Origin of the sequence: Thalassobacillus sp. CUG 92003 (genome assembly GCF_013618635.1) — a bacterium.
In the GTDB taxonomy this organism is placed as follows: domain Bacteria; phylum Bacillota; class Bacilli; order Bacillales; family Halobacillaceae; genus CUG-92003.
The window spans coordinates 169,087-189,281 of the sequence record NZ_JABLSJ010000001.1; the positions used below are offsets into that span (position 1 = coordinate 169,087).

19 protein-coding genes and 2 pseudogenes are annotated in these 20,195 nt (G+C 41.2%); 15 read left to right on the forward strand and 6 right to left on the reverse strand.

Annotated features, from left to right (window positions below; genetic code table 11):
• Nucleotides 1–223: 223 nt before the first annotated feature.
• Together HOP45_RS00770 and HOP45_RS00775 are read right to left on the reverse strand one after the other, a co-directional pair.
• The gene (locus HOP45_RS00770) at nucleotides 224–556 is read right to left on the reverse strand and encodes a hypothetical protein (protein WP_181346909.1); all 333 of its coding nucleotides are present in this window, start codon (nucleotides 554–556) and stop codon (nucleotides 224–226) included.
• A gap of 13 nt (nucleotides 557–569) precedes the next feature.
• Nucleotides 570–1,148, reverse strand: coding sequence for a hypothetical protein (locus tag HOP45_RS00775; protein ID WP_181346911.1), 579 nt, complete (start codon nucleotides 1,146–1,148; stop codon nucleotides 570–572).
• Nucleotides 1,149–1,223: 75 nt separating this feature from the next.
• On the opposite strand from HOP45_RS00775, the gene HOP45_RS00780 reads away from it, so the two are divergent.
• The 9 genes from HOP45_RS00780 to murQ all read left to right on the forward strand — a co-directional run bounded on the left by HOP45_RS00780 (nucleotide 1,224) and on the right by murQ (nucleotide 11,496).
• The gene (locus HOP45_RS00780; protein ID WP_255437427.1) at nucleotides 1,224–1,670 is read left to right on the forward strand and encodes a DUF6376 family protein; all 447 of its coding nucleotides are present in this window, start codon (nucleotides 1,224–1,226) and stop codon (nucleotides 1,668–1,670) included.
• Between the two features lie 581 nt (nucleotides 1,671–2,251).
• Nucleotides 2,252–3,886, forward strand: a complete 1,635-nt coding sequence (locus HOP45_RS00785; RefSeq protein ID WP_370457919.1) for a beta-N-acetylhexosaminidase — start codon at nucleotides 2,252–2,254, stop codon at nucleotides 3,884–3,886.
• Between the two features lie 126 nt (nucleotides 3,887–4,012).
• The gene (locus HOP45_RS00790) at nucleotides 4,013–5,296 is read left to right on the forward strand and encodes an ABC transporter substrate-binding protein (protein ID WP_255437429.1); all 1,284 of its coding nucleotides are present in this window, start codon (nucleotides 4,013–4,015) and stop codon (nucleotides 5,294–5,296) included.
• 67 nt (nucleotides 5,297–5,363) lie between these two features.
• Nucleotides 5,364–6,233, forward strand: a complete 870-nt coding sequence (locus HOP45_RS00795; RefSeq protein WP_181346913.1) for a carbohydrate ABC transporter permease — start codon at nucleotides 5,364–5,366, stop codon at nucleotides 6,231–6,233.
• 22 nt (nucleotides 6,234–6,255) lie between these two features.
• On the forward strand, nucleotides 6,256–7,101 hold the full coding sequence (locus tag HOP45_RS00800) for a carbohydrate ABC transporter permease (RefSeq protein ID WP_181346915.1): 846 nt from the start codon (nucleotides 6,256–6,258) through the stop codon (nucleotides 7,099–7,101).
• Nucleotides 7,102–7,123: 22 nt separating this feature from the next.
• Nucleotides 7,124–8,074 carry an N-acetylglucosamine kinase gene (locus HOP45_RS00805; protein WP_181346917.1) on the forward strand — a complete coding sequence of 317 codons (951 nt, stop codon included), beginning with the start codon at nucleotides 7,124–7,126 and terminating at the stop codon, nucleotides 8,072–8,074.
• Nucleotides 8,071–9,384 (forward strand): 6-phospho-beta-glucosidase, encoded by a 1,314-nt coding sequence (locus HOP45_RS00810; RefSeq protein WP_181346918.1) that lies wholly within the window; start codon nucleotides 8,071–8,073, stop codon nucleotides 9,382–9,384. The genes HOP45_RS00805 and HOP45_RS00810 overlap by 4 nt, the downstream gene beginning before the upstream one ends.
• Before the next feature lie 21 nt (nucleotides 9,385–9,405).
• Complete coding sequence (locus tag HOP45_RS00815) at nucleotides 9,406–10,554, forward strand: exo-beta-N-acetylmuramidase NamZ family protein (protein ID WP_181346920.1); 1,149 nt, start codon at nucleotides 9,406–9,408, stop codon at nucleotides 10,552–10,554.
• 9 nt (nucleotides 10,555–10,563) lie between these two features.
• Nucleotides 10,564–11,496, forward strand: coding sequence for an N-acetylmuramic acid 6-phosphate etherase (murQ, locus tag HOP45_RS00820; protein WP_181346922.1), 933 nt, complete (start codon nucleotides 10,564–10,566; stop codon nucleotides 11,494–11,496).
• 172 nt (nucleotides 11,497–11,668) lie between these two features.
• Here murQ and HOP45_RS00825 read toward each other — a convergent pair.
• From HOP45_RS00825 to HOP45_RS00845, 4 genes and pseudogenes are all read right to left on the reverse strand, one after another.
• Nucleotides 11,669–11,821, reverse strand: a pseudogene (locus HOP45_RS00825) (5'-methylthioadenosine nucleosidase); the annotation flags it as partial.
• A gap of 165 nt (nucleotides 11,822–11,986) precedes the next feature.
• Nucleotides 11,987–12,237, reverse strand: a pseudogene (locus tag HOP45_RS20915) (ATP-binding protein).
• 170 nt (nucleotides 12,238–12,407) lie between these two features.
• Complete coding sequence (locus tag HOP45_RS00840; RefSeq protein WP_181346924.1) at nucleotides 12,408–12,629, reverse strand: ATP-binding protein; 222 nt, start codon at nucleotides 12,627–12,629, stop codon at nucleotides 12,408–12,410.
• 3 nt (nucleotides 12,630–12,632) lie between these two features.
• Nucleotides 12,633–12,977: a hypothetical protein gene (locus HOP45_RS00845; protein WP_181346925.1), complete on the reverse strand. Its 345-nt coding sequence runs from the start codon at nucleotides 12,975–12,977 to the stop codon at nucleotides 12,633–12,635.
• Between the two features lie 1,463 nt (nucleotides 12,978–14,440).
• Here HOP45_RS00845 and HOP45_RS00850 point away from each other — a divergent pair.
• The 6 genes from HOP45_RS00850 (at nucleotide 14,441) to HOP45_RS00875 (ending at nucleotide 20,098) form a co-directional block, all read left to right on the forward strand.
• Nucleotides 14,441–15,475, forward strand: coding sequence for a tripartite tricarboxylate transporter substrate binding protein (locus tag HOP45_RS00850; RefSeq protein ID WP_181346926.1), 1,035 nt, complete (start codon nucleotides 14,441–14,443; stop codon nucleotides 15,473–15,475).
• Nucleotides 15,476–15,554: 79 nt separating this feature from the next.
• Nucleotides 15,555–16,013 (forward strand): tripartite tricarboxylate transporter TctB family protein, encoded by a 459-nt coding sequence (locus tag HOP45_RS00855; RefSeq protein ID WP_181346927.1) that lies wholly within the window; start codon nucleotides 15,555–15,557, stop codon nucleotides 16,011–16,013.
• 16 nt (nucleotides 16,014–16,029) lie between these two features.
• Entirely contained in the window at nucleotides 16,030–17,535 is a 1,506-nt protein-coding gene (locus HOP45_RS00860; protein WP_219914431.1) for a tripartite tricarboxylate transporter permease, read from the forward strand.
• 157 nt (nucleotides 17,536–17,692) lie between these two features.
• Entirely contained in the window at nucleotides 17,693–18,373 is a 681-nt protein-coding gene (locus HOP45_RS00865; RefSeq protein WP_181346929.1) for a FadR/GntR family transcriptional regulator, read from the forward strand.
• A gap of 60 nt (nucleotides 18,374–18,433) precedes the next feature.
• Nucleotides 18,434–19,096: an aspartate/glutamate racemase family protein gene (locus tag HOP45_RS00870; RefSeq protein WP_181346931.1), complete on the forward strand. Its 663-nt coding sequence runs from the start codon at nucleotides 18,434–18,436 to the stop codon at nucleotides 19,094–19,096.
• Between the two features lie 84 nt (nucleotides 19,097–19,180).
• Nucleotides 19,181–20,098: an NAD(P)-dependent oxidoreductase gene (locus tag HOP45_RS00875; protein WP_181346932.1), complete on the forward strand. Its 918-nt coding sequence runs from the start codon at nucleotides 19,181–19,183 to the stop codon at nucleotides 20,096–20,098.
• Nucleotides 20,099–20,195 lie beyond the last annotated feature (97 nt).

Genomic DNA, 20,195 nt, shown 5'->3' on the forward strand with positions numbered 1-20,195 from the left:
CATTACAATCATGTGGATCCCGTACCAGTGGTAATAGGGCATGGCGGCTATAAAGGGCAGCGGACCGGAGAGATAAACGCCGGTTGGCTGTCCTTTTGTGTCTTCAGGGTGCTGACCAGGAATCGGCATAGCGCAAGGATGAGGAACTCATAATCGGTGTGTTGTGGGTCTCGCTTATCTGGAACATCTGCCTCTTGCTTCGTCCGTGGTCATAGTCATGGGCTTATCGACGAAAAGTGGTTTTCCATACGAGATGACGCATTTCCATTAACTCGAGGTGCTTGTTGCCATCGACTGAGGTAATGAGGATGGCGTCTGCTTGCTTGGCTGTTTCGGTTGGCGAGTCGGTGATGGCGACGTGGTAGGTGTCCCGTAACAGAGTGGTATAGCCTACGACGCGCTCAGCGCTTAAGGGCATATTTGGGGATGGATACGGGCAACCGATTACCACCTTGCCGCCCGGGTCGTGATAGGGGGCAGAGGGGTCATTTAATAGGTTTGTGAATATCTCGACGTGAGAAGTGTCGAGGCCGATCAATCCAAGCTTGAGACTCATTTGTAATCTCTCCTTATTGTACGTGTTGATAGACTTGGCGCGGACGTTCGCGTGATTGGACTTTTTCCATGCAGGCGATTTCGACAATGTGGGCGTCCAGCCATTTTAATAGAATCCGATGGGCGCTGCGGGTAGTGACACCGAGTGATGAGGCAAGATCTTGCGCGGATCTTGCGCGGTAAAGGTTTGGTTTTTTTTCCGCTGCAAGATGTCGATGATTTTTTCCAAGTACGCTGGAGAAATTCCGGTGTCGCTGGCTTTCTCCAGTAAGGTTTGAATCGATGATGGTCAGCGGATAGGTCAGCGGTGCTTCTTTTTCCACCGGGCCGATGACGCTGCGGTCTTCTTTGACGATGAAGCACTGTGCTCCGCCGAAATCGAGCGACTGGTTCAGGGCGATGCGGGCATGAGTACCGGCTTCATTCGCCGAAAAACCAAAGCCGATGCCTGCTGAAATTTGGAGCTGCAGGGCTTGATCCATATCTTCAATATTACCGCTTAAATTAAATAGCCTTCCAAGTGCTACACGTAATTCAGGCTCATTTAATGTGCGCTCAGGTACAGCGCTGAATGTGTATTTAAATGACAGCATGTTAGTACAGGATTTAACTGTTTGTTCATGCTATAATGAAGCGCGTGCGCATAAGAATGAAGGGGAGGGGTGTCATTGAAAACTACAGCTATCACATGTTTGATGTTTATCACGGTCATGCTCAGCGGTTGCTCGCTGCTTGAAGGCGTCAATAACACACTAAATTACGCCGATGAAGCCACAGATTATGCCAATGAAGTCAGCACCTTTGTTAACGAAGTCCCTTCGCTCGCAGAACAAGCGACCACGGATGAGCAGACCAGAAAGGAATTGGAAACACGCCTTGAGGACATGAAACAGCATATAAACGAATTTAATGAACTGGAAGAACCGTCTGTTGGGGCTGATCTCCATCAGCAAGTAGTGGATCAAAACAAGCAAGCGCTTGAAGGCATAGATGCGTATTTAAACAATATGGAAAACGGAAAACTGGATTCCAAGGTGATTGAAAACACTGAGGTGTTCAAAGCCTTAAGCGATATTACGGATACAATCGATCAAATTAAACAATTAGGCAGTTAAGCTCGTAAGACACGCTTTTATAGGGTGTCGTTGGAATTTGGAGTGGTAAAACTGTGTAATAACGGGGGCTATGCGTCCACTTTGAACCTTGCTTAATTGCCTGGTTCTTTTTATTGCATTTATTGAGAATTTAATAACCCGGGCTTTTCACCAAAAGGTTACTGAATTAGGGTTCTAAATCATTCCTCAATATAAGCAAAATCTCCCATGTTTAATTAAAATAAAAGAACGAAAAATAAATAATTTTTTGAATTTTTATTTCAATTTGCTTTCACCCTATGTTATAGTCATTACATAAAATTTCAGTAATTCCAAGTTTTTCATTAGGGAGGGATGGTGTGGATTTAAAGTTTATTGGTCACATTTCCGAGGTTGAAGAAGGCATGACACTGATTTCAGATGACTTGAACATTCAAAGAAGTAACCAGGGATACCCCATTCATGTATACCAACGATAAGGTCCTATTTTTATTAAACATACACGTGACTATGGAGAGATCTACTTCGAACATAAGATCCACTTTTTTAGAGCGTTAACGCTCTGGTTGCAATATGTACGGAATGGTGAACCATTCGAATACGTGGAACAGCCACAATTTGAAACAACAGGCGCCATAATAGACGTTTCACGAAATGGCGTTCTTCAACAAGAGGGCATGCATGAGTTGTTAAGGAAAATGGCTGTCATGGGTTTGAACGTCTTAATGATTTACATGGAAGATACATATGAGGTCGATGATTATCCGTATTTTGGATATATGAGAGGAAGCTATTCGGAACAAGAGCTTAAGTTGAATGATGATTATGCTCATAAACTCGGGATTGAAATGATCCCTTGTATTCAAACACTTGGTCATTTGTCGGAAGCGCTCAAATGGAACTACGCCGAGGACATACGCGATACGAATGACATCGTTTTGGTAGGAGAAGAGAAAACGTATACGTTTCTTGAAGCAATGATAAGAAGTGCATCAAAGCCTTTCCGAACAAACAGGATTCACTTAGGTATGGACGAAGCTTTTCAATTGGGCTTAGGGAATTATTTAAAGAAATACGGATATCAGGAACGTTTTAATATCATGAACGAGCATTTAAGACGAGTAGTTGATATTTCAGAACAGGAAGGATTATCTCCGATGATATGGAGTGATATGTATTTCCGCTTAGGTTCTAAAGAAGGAAGCTACTATGATCCGGACTCAATTGTTCCAGAAAGTGTTAAACAGTCCATCCCCAATACGCAGCTTGTTTATTGGGATTATTATCACACTGATGAGGCGTTTTATCGCACCTTTATTAGGAAGCATCAAGCGTTAGTGAAGAATCCTATTTTTGCTGGGGGCGCCTGGACGTGGAATGGCATATCACCTAACTATGGGAAAGCAAGAGCCACAACGGAAGCAGCGCTTAAGAGCTGCAAAACAGAAGGGATAAAAGAAGTATTTATAACCATGTGGGGGGATAACGGGACAGAAACCCCGATGTTAACAGCCCTTCCGATGCTGCAATTATTTGCTGAACATGCCTATCAACAGGGAGAGATAGTAGAAAAACGGTTAGAAGAACGATTTGAGTTCAGTACTGGAGTTAGTTGGAGAGACGCCATGCTTCTGAATAAATTAGATGAAACGCCGGGAGTGTCAAAGAACAACCTACACGAGTCGAACCCATCTAAGTTCTTATTATGGCAAGACGTTCTCATCGGTTTATATGATAAGAACATTGAAGGGCTCTCACTAAATAATCATTACACTGCTCTAGCAGCAGCCCTTCATACCGCCAAGGAAAACAACCCAAATTGGCTAGCCCTCTTTGATTTTTATAAAGAGCTTGCTGCATTACTAGGGGAGAAAGCCGAAATAGGGATAGAAATTAAACGCTATTACGATGAGAATAATAGAAGCTCGATGAGAGCTCCGTTAGAGAAGCTAGAATGCTTGCAACAAAAGACAGATTCATTAAGAAAGAAACATCGAGCCTTATGGTTTTCCCTTTACAAGCCGTTTGGCTGGGAAAGTTTAGAAGTTCGATATGGAGGTCTATCTGCTCGTTTAGAAACAGCAGCCTACCGCATCACTCAATGGGTCACGGGAGAGTTGGAGAGAATCGAAGAATTAGAGGAAGATAGACTTGAATTCGAAGGTCCTTATGTTATGCCAGAGGGCTCAATTGGACGCAATCTTTATCACAGAATTATAACAGCAGGGTATTCTTAGTGAAAGCATCAATGATTCTCATAATAAATCAATTAACTGCAAGGTGGTGGTCCATGCCCAGAACAATAATGGGGATAAATGCGATCGGACGTTCTTTAATATTTAATTATGAAAGGGGTTTCAATTATGATGAAGAAAAAAATAGTTTTCGGATTTGTGCTATGCATGCTAATCGCCTTACTGGCAGCTTGCAATAGTGAAGAGTCCTCGAGTGATGGAGAAGGGGATCAAGTAACGCTAGACTTTTGGACGATGCAATTGCAGCCGACTTTTACGGACTATATAGAAGATTTGGTCAGCACGTATGAAGAGGAAAACCCGAATGTGAAGATCAATTGGGTGGACGTGCCTGCTTCCGATTTGGAGCAAAAATTGCTCTCAGATATCAGTGCGGGGAATGAACCAGATGTCGTCAATCTGAATCCTGCTTTTGGATCAAATCTTGCCGATATGGATGCGCTCGTTAACTTGGATGAAGAATTAAGCGATGAAGAGAAAAGTGTTTATCTAGAAGGCGCCTGGAAAGCTAATCAGCTTGATGGTGAAACTTTTGCGCTTCCCTGGTACTTAGGAACAGAAATCGCCTTCGCTAACACTGAAATTTTTAAAGAAGCGGGTGTAGACCCTGAGAATGCACCTACTACTTATGAAGAAGCAGCAGAATTGGCTAAAACGGTTAAAGATGAAACCGGGAAATATGGCTATTTTCCTTCTTTTGAAGGCACTTTATCAATGCAGTATTTAGTGAAAATGGGTGTTGATTTATTAAATGAAGATCGTACTGAAGCAGCCTTTAACACTGAAAAAGGTGTCGAGGCCGTCCAATTTTTTGCGGACCTTTATAAAAATGGGTTAATACCTCCCGAATCGTTAGGAGAGCAAAGAGAAATTACGAGTAAATTTCAATCTGGTGAGCTTGCCTTTGGTGAAAATGTATTTATGACAGAGGTGAAGGAAAATGCCCCAGAAATTTACGATGTGGCGAAACCTTATGAAGCCTTAACAGGAAGTTCAGGAAAGAAGAATTTGAACGTCCAAAACCTTGTCGTTCCTTCTGGTTCTGAGCATAAAGAAGAATCGATTAAATTCGCTCAATATGTTACGAATTCTGAAAACCAATTAGCCTTTACAAAACTTACAGCGATCCTTCCTTCCACTAAGGAAACGCTTGAAGACCCTTACTTTACTGAGCTGCCAGAAGATCCAGAAGTAGCGGATCACGAAAGGATTATTACGGCTAAGCAGCTTCCAAAGGCTGAATTGCTTGTTCCGCCGATGAACAATTTTAACGAATTACAAACTGCTATTCATGATGCTTTTTCCAAGGCCATGCTAGAAGAGGCTACGCCGCAAGAAGCATTGAATGAGGCGGAAAAGAAATGGAACGAAATTCTCGCCTCAGAAGAGTAAATCATGTAGATCATGTGTTTTTCTATTGATGCATCTATTGATCGCAAGCCTTAAGGGGGGGGAAATCATGCGCCCAATCAAAATGACACCATTCTTATTTTTGCTTCCTGGCTGTTTAATTCTAGGCACGTTTGTATTTTTCCCTATGCTCCATGCCTTATGGTTAAGCTTCACCGACTATAATATGATCCAAAACGCAAGCTTTGTGGGTCTGGCTAACTATAGTGAATTATTCAAAGACGATTTGTTCTGGAAAGTGTTGCTTAACACCATCATTTATGTAGTTGGAGTGGTTCCTGCTTTAGTAATCGTCCCCATATTTGTGGCTGTATTAATTAATCAGGAAATAAAAGGAGCCGTTTTCTTCCGCTCTGCGTTCTTTCTACCGGTTGTGACTTCTCTCGTTGTTGCAGGGCTGGCATGGGATTTAATTTACAAAGAGCACGGCGTACTGAATTACTTCTTAGAAACGACAGGAATGATCGATGACCCTATCCAATGGCTGACATCGCCATCCACCGCATTATATGCGGTGATGGTGGTGACAGTCTGGAAGGGGATCGGTTATTACATGGTTATTTATCTGGCCGGGTTGCAATCCATACCAGAGAGTTTGTATGAAGCCGCTAAAATTGACGGTGCTAATTGGTGGCAACAGGTGACTAGAATCACGATCCCTATGCTCATGCCGTTTATAGCACTTGTGTCCATTATGTCAGTCATTGCCGCTATGAAAGTGTTTGAAGAAATCTATATTATGACAGGCGGCGGCCCATTACATAGTTCAGAAACTCTTGTATTTTACATTTACACGGAAGCTTTTTCTAATCTGGATATGGGATATGCCAGTGCAGCGGGTGTTGTCCTTTTCATCTTCACCCTCATACTTACAGCCATTAACTTAAAATTCACAGGAAAAAGCGGCAATATTACATGAGGGGAAGGGAGTGCTCAGGAGTATGAAACAAAACAAAGTGAAATTTGCGCCTGTGTTGAAGAAAATTGTGGTCTATGCCCTGCTCATCATGGTGGCCATCATTATGGTAGGACCTTTTATCTGGCTCCTTTCCACCTCCTTAAAATCGGGAGGAGAGAATGTTTTTTCTTACCCTCCTCAACTAATACCTGAGCAGGTCAGTTTCGGAAACTATGTCGAAGTGATGAAAACATTTCCGTTTGCGCGATACTTATTAAATAGTGTGATCGTAACAGTCTTCACAGTGATTTTGACGGTCATTTTTTGCACGATGGCTGCCTATCCATTGGCCCGAATGAATTTCAGGTTTAAGAAGACGATTTTCTTTTTAATTCTCTGTACGATGATGATTCCTTTCCAGCTGTTAATGATCCCTGTTTACTTGATCTCTATGAAACTAGGTCTGCAAAACACGTATGCTGGCATGATTCTCCCCAATATTACGACGGCTTTCGGGGTTTTCTTAATGAGGCAAGCCATAACCGTAGTTCCTTTTGAAATGGATGAATCCGCCCGAATGGATGGAGCAAACAGCATGCAAATTTTATTTCGCATATTAATGCCGTTGGTGAAGTCTTCTATCGCAACGTTAGCTATCTTCACGTTTATTACAGCATGGGGCGATTTTTTATGGCCGTTAATAATTATCAGTGATCAGGATATGTTTACTCTTCCATTAGGTCTTAATATGCTTTCAGGTACATTCACATCTGATTGGAGGCTGATTTCTGCCGGAGCCGTTATCTCGATGGCCCCTGTCGTCATTTTATTTCTGTTTGTCCAGAAATACTTTATAGGTGGAATTATGAAAGGAGCTGTGAAAAGTTAAGCATCTGAAAAAAGTGCTGGCTGTGGATGGAGGCAACAGTAAGACGCATGCTGTCATTGTAAATGAACAAGGTGAAATGTTGGGAGAAGGCAGAGCTGAGGGAACCAATTACCAAACAGTGGGGAACGACACGTTTTTAAATCATCTAAGAGAAGCTATATATGAAGCTCTAGATCAAGGTCGTCTCCAAATTCAGGACATAGATTTTACGCAGTATGGCTTAGCCGGGGCTGATCGGGAGAAGGACTTTCGCAATCTTCGCTCGTTACTCGGCTCCCTGCCCTTTCCTGATTGGAGTTTGGAGTGTGATACGTTGCAAGGACTTCGGATAGACAATCCTGGCCATGCAGGAGTTGTCCTAATTTGCGGAGCTGGTACCAATGCAGCCGGGAGAACCGAGAATGGCGAAACGATCCAAATAGGTGGATTTGGCTATAGATACGGTGATGCTGCCGGCGGCGCCTATATCGCGTTGCAAGCATTTCGAGCGGCTGTTCGCTCCTGGGAAGGCAGAGGGGAAAAGACGATACTTGAAAAAACGCTTCCCAGCGGGCTTGGTTTTCAAAATATGAAAGCGTTGTATGATTTTGCCTTAGACAACCCTAAGTATTCCATTCCTTTAAGAGTCACTCTAACCGTGCATGAAGCGGCAGATTCAGGAGATGAAAAAGCTGTCTCGATCCTGAAACAGGTAGGAAAAGAATTAGGCCGGGCCGGAATTGCAGTGGTCAATCATTTGCCAGATTTGAAACGAGCGACTGTTCCTATTGTTCTGAATGGTTCCATTCTCCAGCAGGGCAAAAACCAGTACTTAATGGAGAGTTTAACAACCACCTTACAACGTGCTGATTTTGACAGTCGGATCATTAATAGACATATAGCGCCTGTGTACGGTTCCGTTATGCTTGCTTTCGATCAATTAGGTATCGAGAGTGACGCGTCTATTGTTAACCGATGGGAGGGGGTAAAATGAGTAGTCAATCATTAAAAATTGCAGTCATTGGCGGAGGCTCCTCGTATACACCTGAACTTATTGAAGGGCTGATCAATCGGTACCATGAGCTCCCCGTTCAGGACTTGTACTTAGTTGATATAAAAGAGGGAGAAGAGAAACTTCAGATTGTCGGAGCTCTAGTCAAGCGGATGTTCAAAAAAGCAAATCTCTCCGTTAATGTAAAATTGACGCTTGACCGAAAAGAAGCGATTGCAGGTGCTGATTTTATTCTGACTCAAATAAGGGTGGGGCTTTTGGAGGCAAGAGCTCGGGATGAACGGATTCCCTTGCGCTATCAGTGTATCGGGCAAGAAACGACAGGAGCGGGAGGATTTTCCAAAGCGCTTCGTACCGTACCGGTTATACTGGATATTTGTAAAGAAATAGAAGCGTTAGCACCTGAAGCATTCCTGATTAACTTTACGAATCCAGCAGGCATTGTGACTGAAGCTGTTGCGAAGTATTCGAATGTGAAGAGTATTGGCCTTTGTAATTTACCGATTGGAATAAAGAAGAAACTGTCGGGTTATGCCGGGGTAAATACTGAAGATGTAGATATTGAGTGGGTCGGGATCAACCATTTGAATTGGACAACAAAGCTTAAAGTGAGAGGACAAGACGTCATGCAAGAATTTCTTAAAAATCCTGCGGGTGACAATAGTTTCTCTGTTAAAAATATCCCTGATTTTGCCTGGGATGAAGACTTTCTCTCTTCATTAGGCGGCCTGCCCTGCGGTTATCTTCGCTACTACTATATGACAGACAAGATGCTGAACGATGAAATTGAAGCGGCCCATAACCAGGGGACCCGCGCAGAAGTAGTAAAAACGATTGAGGATGCGTTATTTAAAGTCTATCAAGATACTGAAGTCACTGAAAAACCCGAACAATTGGAACAAAGAGGAGGCGCCTATTATTCTCTTGCTGCCGTCAATCTCATATCTTCCATACATAACAACAAAAAAGATATACAAACGGTGAATATACAAAATAACGGCACAATGGATTTTTTAGAAGATGAAGCCTCAATTGAAGTCAATTGTGTCATTGACGCAGAGGGCGCACACGCCATTGCGATCGATTCAGAGATTAAACCGCACATGCGAGGGCTGATCCAAATCGTTAAAGCATTCGAGGAACTTACAGTGGAAGCAGCTGTGCATGGTGATTATCATACGGCTTTGCAGGCTTTGAATGTACATCCGCTCGTCCCATCAGTAGATAAAGCTAAAGCAATCTTGAACGATGTGTTAGAAGAAAATAAACATTACCTACCACAATTTCAATAAAGGACTGGAGGGAGGCATACAGTGAGAATCGGATTGGACTTATTTTTGGAAAGCGATTTTAAACGGTTTAATAACCAGCGGATTGGACTCTTAACGAATATAACAGGAGTGAATCAGTCTTTAGTCCCCGCCATTGATTTGTTCGATAAACACCCCGGCATCCATTTGACAGCCCTTTTCAGCCCGGAACATGGCATTCGCGGGGATATAAAAGAAGGGGAAGAAGTAAGTTCATATACGGATCCTTATACTCAACTGCCTATTTATAGTTTGTATGGAGAAAATAGAGTCCCGTCAGAGGCTATGATGGATGAGGTAGACGTCATCGTATTTGATCTTCAGGATATAGGGTCCCGCTATTATACATTCATTTATTCCATGGCTAATGTCATGGAAGCATGTGAAAAATGGAATAAGCAGCTTGTTGTTTTAGATAGACCCAATCCCATCTCAGGCGCAAAGACTGAAGGAAATATCGTTGAAAAAGAGCTGAGGTCGTTCGTAGGAATGCTGCCGATTGCCAATCGACACGGCATGACAGTGGCCGAGTTAGCCAAAATGTTCAAGCATGAGTTTGGCTATGCGTGTGATTTAACCGTCATACCCATGCAGGGATGGAAAAGAGACATGTACTTTGACGATACTCCGTTATTTTGGGTTCCACCCACTCCGAATGTGACGCACACAGATATGATGACGCTCTACACAGGGACATGCCTGTTGGAGGGAACAAATTTATCAGAAGGACGAGGAACGACCAAACCTTTCGAGGTTGTAGGTGCTCCCTTCATTGATGGAAATCAGCTGGCAGAAGAATTCAACAACCAACACCTACCTGGCGTGAAAGCTAGGCCAATGTCATTTATTCCTAACACCCAAAAGTTTGAAAATGAAATTTGCGGCGGTATACAGCTGCATGTCGTTAACAAAGAAGCGATACAATCTCTCAAAACGGGGGTCAAATTGCTCGAAACGGTAGCTCGGCTCTATCCCGATAAGGTTCAATTCCACAAGGACGAACAGGATCAATATTTCTTTGACCTCTTAGCAGGGACAAAAACATTAAGAAACCAAATCATGACGAGCACGACTGATAACTTTTTAGCTGCTTGCGAGTCGCAAATCGCTACGTTCAATGAAGTTAGAGCACCATATTTACTTTATAGTTAGGGTGATAGAATGGAGAACCTTTACGAATTACCAACCGAAATGCAAAACAAACATTCATTGAATATGGATAAATTACCAACACGAGAGATTTTAACAATCATAAATAATGAAGACCAAACTGTAGCGACGTGCGTACAAGAAGCGCTTCCAGAAATCGAACAAGCCGTCGATCTTATATTTGAGTCTATATCTCAAGGTGGCCGTTTATTTTATGTCGGTGCCGGTACAAGCGGGAGACTCGGTGTACTAGATGCCGTGGAATGTCCGCCCACCTTTAGCACACCCCCTGAACTGGTCCAAGGCATTATTGCGGGTGGTGAAACAGCCATCTTTAAAGCAGTTGAAGGCGCAGAAGACAATGAAGATCTAGGAGCAGACGATCTGATCGATAGAGGCATTTCTAAACAAGATGTCGTCGTTGGTGTTGCTGCAAGCGGAAGAACGCCATACGTGAAAGGCGCATTAGCATATGCTCGCAAAATAGGAGCACGGACAATTAGTTTGTCCAGCAACCAGGAAGCGAAAATCAGTAAGGACGCCCAAGTGTGTATTTATGTGAATACAGGACCGGAGATACTAACAGGTTCGACGCGTATGAAAGCAGCTACAGCCCATAAACTAGTTCTGAACATGTTAACGACCACCATTATGGTGAAAAGCGGAAAAGTGTATGAAAATTTGATGGTTGATCTGCATGCAAGTAACGAAAAACTGAGAAAACGCGCCATCAGTATGGTTTCCAATATTACAGAGGTATCTGCTGAAGAAGCGGAAAGCGTATTAGAACGCACGAATTATGAAGTGAAGCCTGCTATCGTGATGATAAAAGCAGGCTTAGACGCTCATAAAGCCCAAGAATACCTCCGTGAAGCGAAAGGGTTTATACGACAAGCTGTAGAGATGGCTCTAGCATCGCAGACACCTAATGATATAAAGCTTTAATAATAATGCTTCAACTAGTCTAGGGTAAGCGTTAGGCCACTCTTAGACTTTTGTTATATGGTACTAATAACCAGAGGAAAAAGTAAGATTTGAATCGTGAAGTTTGAGGGAGAAGGAAGAGTCCTCTCTTCTTATTAAAAGCGCAGCTCATTATCAAGCTGCGCTTTATTCGCTATTGTGTGTTGTCCGAAATATATTCTTTCACGACTTCGTAGACATAGTCCTGGTTTGCTGCTGCTGTGTCTGGATTATAATCGCCGCTATTTATCTTGTTGTTGGATAGCGTGCGAATGCCGAGGTAAAGGACCTCATAGGATTTGGCGATTTAAGCGCCGGCCGCTCCTTCTGTCAAGGACGTTTATTTTAAACAAAATCGTCGGGTTAAAATTTTACAAAGCTGCCAACTTATTTCAGCTTTGTTTTTCATTCGGAAACTTGGCCATCAATAGAAAACACCCTTGAATGGTGAAGTAATCGATCTAATATTGCTTTAGCGATAATTCCCTCCCCCTAAAACCTCTCCCCACTGGCTGAACGTCTTGTTCGACCTTAGAATAATAGAGCTATTCTCATACCTACGGCTAATTATTTGAAATAAATAATGCCCCCCATGGTCTGTTAAATTCAAATAACCCATTTCGTCGATGAGAGAGAAGGCTTAGCGATTCCTCTCATTTTCTTATCCAATTTCCCTTGGTCATCTGCTGTCTCAAGGGACGTAACGAGTTCCTGCGCTGTCATAAAATACGTTTTCAACCCTTTGCTTATGGCTTCTAGTGCGATCGAAACCGCAAGGTGTGTTTACCAACATAAGGTGGCCAAGGAAAACAAGATTCTGATTTTGTTCAATGAAACTGAGGCTAATATATTCTTCGATGTCCCTTCGGTTGACCCCACTAATACGATCAAAGTCAAAACGTATCCAACGTCTTCTTGAAAGGTAAGCGGGACAGCCTCAATAAAGTTTCCCTGCTTCTCTCGATTCTAGCTTGGTTTTCCACTTCCAGTAGTCGCTCAAGGAAGACGTGATATGGTATATTATCTTTAGAAGCTTCTTCAATGAGGTTACGCCATTCCAATTGGATGGTGGATAGTTTAAGGGATTCACAGTATGTATCAATCACCTGATTCATCGCTTATCGCTCTCCCTCTTGAAGAAATCGGTCGTAGACGCTTAGTGGGCGAACAGCGACCTCAACATCTGATGCAGCGTAAAAGGTGCCAGCCTTTGAACGCTGCTTTTTTCTTATCAGAGGTAAGATCTTATCATCTGTGGTGTAGGTAAGAATGGCTTCGCCATGGTGGTAAACGGTAATCCTTCCATCCAGGGTTTCCTTAATCATGACTTCATGCCCTGCATAAGTAGACTCATAAGAATATTTCGAGCGTGAAAGTTTAGCACACCATTCCTTCCTATTTTCCGAATAGGTGAGATAGCTTACTTCATATTTGGAAGGGAGAGAATCGAGAGATTCTTTCATTCATAACTCTACAGGCTTCCGTTCTGTCGCAGAGTGAACACGTTGATTCGCGGTATCTTCTACCCACCTCATGAGTGTCCGGTTCAAATCCTGTAAGGGTTGGACAGAAGATGTCTCTAACCATCCATGTAGCCAATGAATCGTTCTACCTTTCATTTTGTTTGAGGACGATAAGGTCGGTGGACCTTGGGGGTAAACCTGTAATGATCCACAAAGTCCAAGAACTTTTCGTTCCACTCAATTTCAGGGACTTAAGGATTTAACCGTATGACGATGCATACCTAAGAGATGGGCAATGTCCGTATAAGACATCCCACGTTCTAGTCATTCTTTCACCTTTCGTCGCTCTCCCTCCAGCTTCATAAATTAAATCTCCCCCTTTAAGGAATCAATTTAATTATGAAGCTGTTGAAATTTAAGGCGACGATTTTGTATGTTTTTAGCCGACTATATTGTCCATTTTAAATGCGATTCTTTCAAGGTGCAGGCGTTGAATATACTGTTCCGTTGATTGCAGGCGCTTTTGCTGCCAGAGGTTTTCAATCGAGACGATGCCGAACACGATTTGGGATTCAAGTTTGCGCCGTTGTTCAGTGGCGAGGAGGGCACGTCGGCTTTCGATAGCGTATCAATCGATGGGCGGGTATTTAGAGAGAACGTTACGAATTACAACAGTAAAAACCAGAGCCACTTCCAATTATGGTAGTGGCTCACTTATGGCACGAGTGGATCATTTTCTTGTCCGAGGTGAGTCATAAGATGGCACGGTTGGGTTATTTCAATGGCTGTAAACATTTCGCAAATCGAAAGGTTTCACGTTTGGCGGGCTGCCGATTTTAACAGTAAGTAACTCTTTGTTAAATCTCTTTTTTGAACAGCCGGATGAGGGACTCTTACTGCGTATCAGCATGAATACCTGACAGTGGTCGTGTCGTGTACCCAACTGAGCTTCAAGCGTTTGGCGTTGGCCCGGATTTTTACATGAATGGTCGCTCGCCCCTTCCGGCTGAAAGAAGGTATTATGCTGTTTCAAGCCTCGAGGAACTCGCCTCTAATAATATTAAATCCGGCATTCAATTAAAATACAAAATATTTCAAAAAAACAAAAAAGTCATTGACCAACATAAACATATGATGTATATTCTAAACATCAACACAATTAAGTTAATAAGATACTACGTAACGATGCGGAATATCCACCTTGCATTAGTTATGAAAGATTAAGATAATTTTACACCTTGTTGGAAGCGATTTCAATTAAGGCAAGAAAGTTTAATTTACGCATTTTGCTTAGTAATAGTCTATAAAGTACAAAAATTGAAGGCGCATTAATTAAGTTTGTGAAGCTTTGGACAATCACTTTACTTTGAAAGGGGTGATACGGTAGATAAATTTTAAACAAAAAAGTGATTGATGTGCTGAATTGGAACATTATTTATCTCAAATTCTAGAGGAGGAAGAAGATGTTGAAAGTTGGATTATTGAAAAAAAGTGTTGGTTTATTTTTTTTAGCGCTTATTTTAGTTTTAGCTGCCTGTGGAAATACCGAAGAGACTAGTAATGCTGAAGGTAGTAATGAAGAGTCAAGTGACGGTGGTGGAGAGTATCCAACAAAACCGATTGAAGTTCTAATAGGATTTGACCCTGGAGGAGGTAGTGACCAGTTGGCTCAGCTGACACAACCCTACCTTAAAGATTACCTCGGTGGTTCTTTTGCTAATGAATACAAACCAGGTGCTTCTGGAGGGATAGCTTGGACTTCGATTGCTCAACAAACAGAAAATGATGGATATACAATTACTATCACCCCATCCCCCCAGGTTGTCACGAACTATCTAATTAATTCTGAACTTCAATATACTCTTGATGATTTTGACCCTATAGCAAATGTAGTAACAGACCCAGCTGTGATAGTGGTGCCAAGCGATAGCGAATTTGATACTTATGAAGATTTTGCAAAGTATTTAGAAGAAAACCCTAAAGGATTGAATGTATCTCATTCTGGTGTGGGTGGTGATGATTTTTTCTCGCTGCTAAGGTGGAAAAGACAAACTGATCTAGATGTTGAAATGGTTCCTTATGATGGGGACGGTCCATCCTGGCAGGCTGCTGCCGGAGGAGATGTCGATGCTAGTTTCAATAACCTTGGTGTAGTTTTTTCACAAATTAAAGAAGGTAATTTGAAAGCGCTAGCTTTAATGAGCGAAGAAAGAAATGAAATGTTACCGGACGTTCCGACTTTAAAGGAATTAGGTGTCGATGTGGTAGCAGGATCTTCTCGTGGGTATAGTGCGCCTAAAGGCATACCGGAAGAAGCAAAACAAAAATTATACGAAGCATTTGAAAAACTGAGTGAAGATGAAGAATTTAAAGAACAGTTAAAAGAAGTGGCACTTCCTCTCGATGTCAAAGTCGGAGAAGAATATGCTGACTACTTAAAACAAGAAGAAGAAGTATCCTCAGAAATTTGGGAAGAAGTCAAGCATGAATATGAATAAATAAATCCGTAACTAAATTAGGTTGGGGAGGAGAAGGTGGATCTTCTTCTCTCAATCTATTAAAGAGGAGGTTTATGGAATGTCAACTTTGATAAAACATTCCGTGGCGAGCATCTTGGTTTTAGTTTTCGCCATTGTGTTCTATATTGAATCTCTAAAATTGCCAGAAACAGCTGCAAGGTTGCCTCAAGTGATAATCATTGTTATAGCATTCCTGGCAGTTGCTATGTTTGTTGAGGCGTTCATAAAACGTAATAAAACAAAAACAGCCAATAATGAGGCAGAAGGGGAAGATATAGAAAAAATAAACGTTATACGATTATTGGTTTTTGGGGCAGCAATTGCACTTTACATATTTCTAATAAATATAATCGGCTATTTGATTATTACTCCTATTTTTAGTTTCTTAACCTTAATGTATTTAAAAGCTACAAAGCTAAGAATAGCAATTCTACTTTCTATAGGATTCACAGCTTTTATTTATGGGCTATTTGTAGAATTCCTATCTATCCCTATCCCTATGGGAATTTTAGCATAGAGAGGAGGAAATGAATATGAATGAGATTATGTCTGGCTTAATCAACGTTTTATCAATTTGGAATTTACTTGCTTTAGCTGTGGGAATGATATTAGGGTTATTCGTTGGCTCAATGCCTGGTTTATCTGCCACAATGGCCATCGCTATCTTACTCCCCCTCACTTTTGGAATGGATCCAGCGACCGGGATAACCATGTTGACTTCCTTGTACATGGGGGCTATGTATGGAGGGTCGATTCTAGCAATTTTAGTACGAACCCCCGGTACTCCTGCAGCAGCCGCAACTGTAATGGACGGGTATAAGATGACAGAAAGAGGGCAGGCCGGAAAAGCTTTGGGAATCTCCCTTATATCATCCCTTGTCGGCGGTATTGTGAGTGGTATTGTTCTTTTAACGGTGGCACCACTATTAGGGAAATTGGCACTCTCTATAGGAGCGGTTGAGTTATTTGCCATTGCTGTGTTAGGTCTGACTATTATCGCTTCACTAGCTGCTGGCTCTGTAATAAAAGGTCTGTTGGCAGGTTCGATGGGTTTATTAATATCATTTATTGGTATGGACCCAATTACTGGAACTCCACGGTTTACATTTGGAAGTATTTATTTATTTGACGGAATATCTTTCGTTATTGCTCTGATCGGGCTTTTCTCGATACCACAAGCGTTAAAATTAGTGGAAAAAGACAAAGAAGTAATTAAAGCAAGTAAAATCAAGGACAAAATGCTGCCGAGTTGGCAGGAAATAAAGGCATTAAAGGGGACTCTGACAAGATCAAGTGTGATTGGAGTTTTTACTGGACTGATTCCTGGAACTGGGGGGGATACTGCAAGTTGGTTCAGCTATAACGAAGCTAAGAGGTTCTCCAAACAAAAAAATAAGTTTGGTACGGGGCATACAGAAGGGTTAGCAGCCCCGGAGGCAGCCAACAATGCTGTAGTTGGCGGTGCGCTGATTCCTACTATTACTTTAGGTGTTCCGGGGAGTTCAACAACAGCTGTGTTACTCGGCGGGTTAATGATTCATGGAATTATGCCGGGTCCAACATTAATGACTGAGCATGCTGAAGTCACTTATACTTTACTTTGGGCAGTTTTATTTTCTAGTATATTCTTGTTTGTTTTAGGTCTTCTTTACACAAGGCTAGCAGTAGGTGTGACTAAGATACCTGGCAAGGTGTTAGCACCTATTATAGTACTGTTATGTGTAATTGGTACTTTTGCAGTAAATAATAGCATGGTTGATGTATTCATCATGTTTGCGTTTGGAATTGTCGGATACTTCATCGATAAATTAAATATTCCTGTAGCACCATTAGTTGTTGGGATGATTCTAGGAATGATGTTAGATACAAGCTTACATCAATCGTTACTTATAGGAGACGGAAGTTGGCTGATTTTTCTTCAAAATCCTATTTCAGCGATACTATTATTTATCGCTTTAATTTCAATTTTTCAATCAACGCCTTTATTTGACAAATTCATACAGTTGTACAATAAAAGGCTAAGGCAAGACTCTAAATGAGTAGCCTAAGTTTTTGTTTTGGATATTGGTAGCTACAAGATAGTAGGGTGTATAAATTGGTTGATAGGGTGTCTTAACTCATACATTAGCTGTACCATTGACGGTGAAATTCATATGATGTATGGTTAATTCATCGATACAATTACAGGAGGTTATTATGTCTAATATTCAATTCAAAAATCTGTTTAATGAAATAACTAAAAAGATTGAAAGTGAACAATGGGAAGTGGGGTCTAGACTGCCAACGATAACAAATTTAGCTTCTCAGTATAACGTAGGTCATTCTACAGTCCGTGAAGTTTTCAGAACTTTAGAAAATAAAGGGTATGTCAAAATTCAGCAAGGAAGAGGCACATTTGTAAGTTATGATAAATCGATGCAATTTACAAATGTGAGTAGATCCTCGTTTATGAAACTTCTAAAATTAACAGAATTTCGTGCCGTCATTGAACCTTCGTTTGCAGCAATTGCAGCGAAGCAAGCGTATAAGGAAGAGATTGAAAAAATAGTAGAATCAGCTGAAATTATGACTGAAATGGCCGCAAATAACGAGGTAACGAATAGTGAAGATATGCGTTTTCATAAACTAGTTGTTCAAGCAACACACAATGAGTACTCTATAAAAGCTTATGAAAACTTACAAGAAGAGTTAACACAGATGAGAGCCTACACGAAAAAACCAGGGATGATTGAAAAAGCTGTACATTACCATCAAATGATTTCTCAATCAATTGCGAACAGAGATCCTTACAGTGCAGAAATGTATATGAAATCCCATATGGAAGCAAATAGTGAGTTGGCAATGTATGAACTGGCTGAAACTTCTATGGTGGACTAAATTGACTTGGTCCGAAAGTTTAAAAACCATCTGAGTTATAAGATATTTAGGAGGAATAAAATGAAAATTGGAATTATTCATGCAACATGCAATGCTGTACCGCCGCTGAATGCGGCGTTTAACGAATTAGCTCCAAATGTAACCGTTTTAAACTTTGTTAACGAAAATTTTCAATATTATGCGAATCAAATTGATGGTATTGATGATAAAATACATCGAGATTTCGCCAATATCACTTTTACCGCACAAGATGCCGGAGTTGATGCTATTATTGTTGCATGTACAGTGCTTACACCCATCGTCGATGTAGTGAAACCATTTATAACTGTCCCGATAATGGCGGTCGATCAACCTATGTTAGAAAATGCAATAAATAACTATGAAAAAATAGGTGTTTTGGTAACAAACGCACCAACTGGCCCATTAACAAAAGCTCAACTAGAAAACATTGCAACAGATGTTGGTAAAGAAGTTGAAGTAGATACAGAGATAATTCCACAGGCAATGACAGAATTAAAAGCAGGAGATGAAGCTAAACATAATCATCTTAACTTTCTTGCAGCCTCTGAATTAAAAGCCAGAGGGTGTGAGGTGCTAGTTCTTTCGCAGATTACACAATCTGTTGCTGAAAAGGAAACAGAAAAACTAGGAATTCCAGTTTTAACAAGTCCTAAAGAAGCAGTAAAAGCAGTGACAAAGCTAATTGGAGAAACAGTTAGATGAATAATGACATTATCGAATATGATAATTGGATTTTTTCAATTCTTGTTTTAATTCAGCAATTCCAATTTTAGGGAGGAATAAATGATGAAGGTAAGTTATATTGGCTTAGGCGTAATGGGAATGGGGATGGCTTTGAATCTTTCGAAAGGTGAACAAGAAGGGGAGTTCGAATACCTTGCTTGTGATATAAATCCAGACGCACTAGAGCAGTTCGAGGAAAAAGGCCTCAGAACAACAACGGATATTCAAAATACCACGGATAGCGATTATATTTTTCTTTGCCTGCAAAACACTGAAGTTGTAAAACGTGTCCTTTTTGGTGAAAATGGTTTGCTCCATAATTTAAAACCAGGACAAACAATAGTTGACTTTAGCACGATAAGTTTCTTAGGCGCGCAAGAAATTGCTCGAATTTGTGAAGAAGCAGGCGTTAATTATCTTGATTGCCCCATTTCCGGTCAACATGAAAAGAGTATGGATGGAACTCTTAGCATCATGTGCGGTGGTAAAGAGGAAGTATTTAATGTAGTAAAACCTTGGTTAGATATGATGGGCACACAGGTTCTTTATATGGGAGAATCAGGTTGCGGCCAATTGACGAAAATGATTAATAACTGTGCGTTGAATATTTGTGTTGCAAGTTTTAGTGAGTTATTGCCTGTTGGTGTAAATCTCGGATTGGATCCAGAAAAATTAGGCGATATATTAATGACGGCGACTGGTGCCAGTAATGCATCCAAAACATTAATTCCCAAAGTGTTAAAAGGAAATTTTGAGCATGGATTCTCGTTAGATAAAGCATATAAAGATATGGTAAGTATGAACGAAGTACTAACGAAATATGAAATCCCACTACCAACACTAAGTGGAACAATGCAGACTTATCAACTAGCAATGCAGAATGGGCACCGTGATAAATATAAACAAGCGATGATTTGTTTCTATGAAGATATGTTAGGTGTTAAGGTTCGAGAAAAAGAGTTTTCTGTGAATAATGACTGAAAGTAAATGAAATTTAAAAAGTTCGAATGTTTCTAATAGTGCTTGCAGTTATCGTTAGCCTTATCAGGTTCAGATATTTTTACCTGAACTTAGCCGA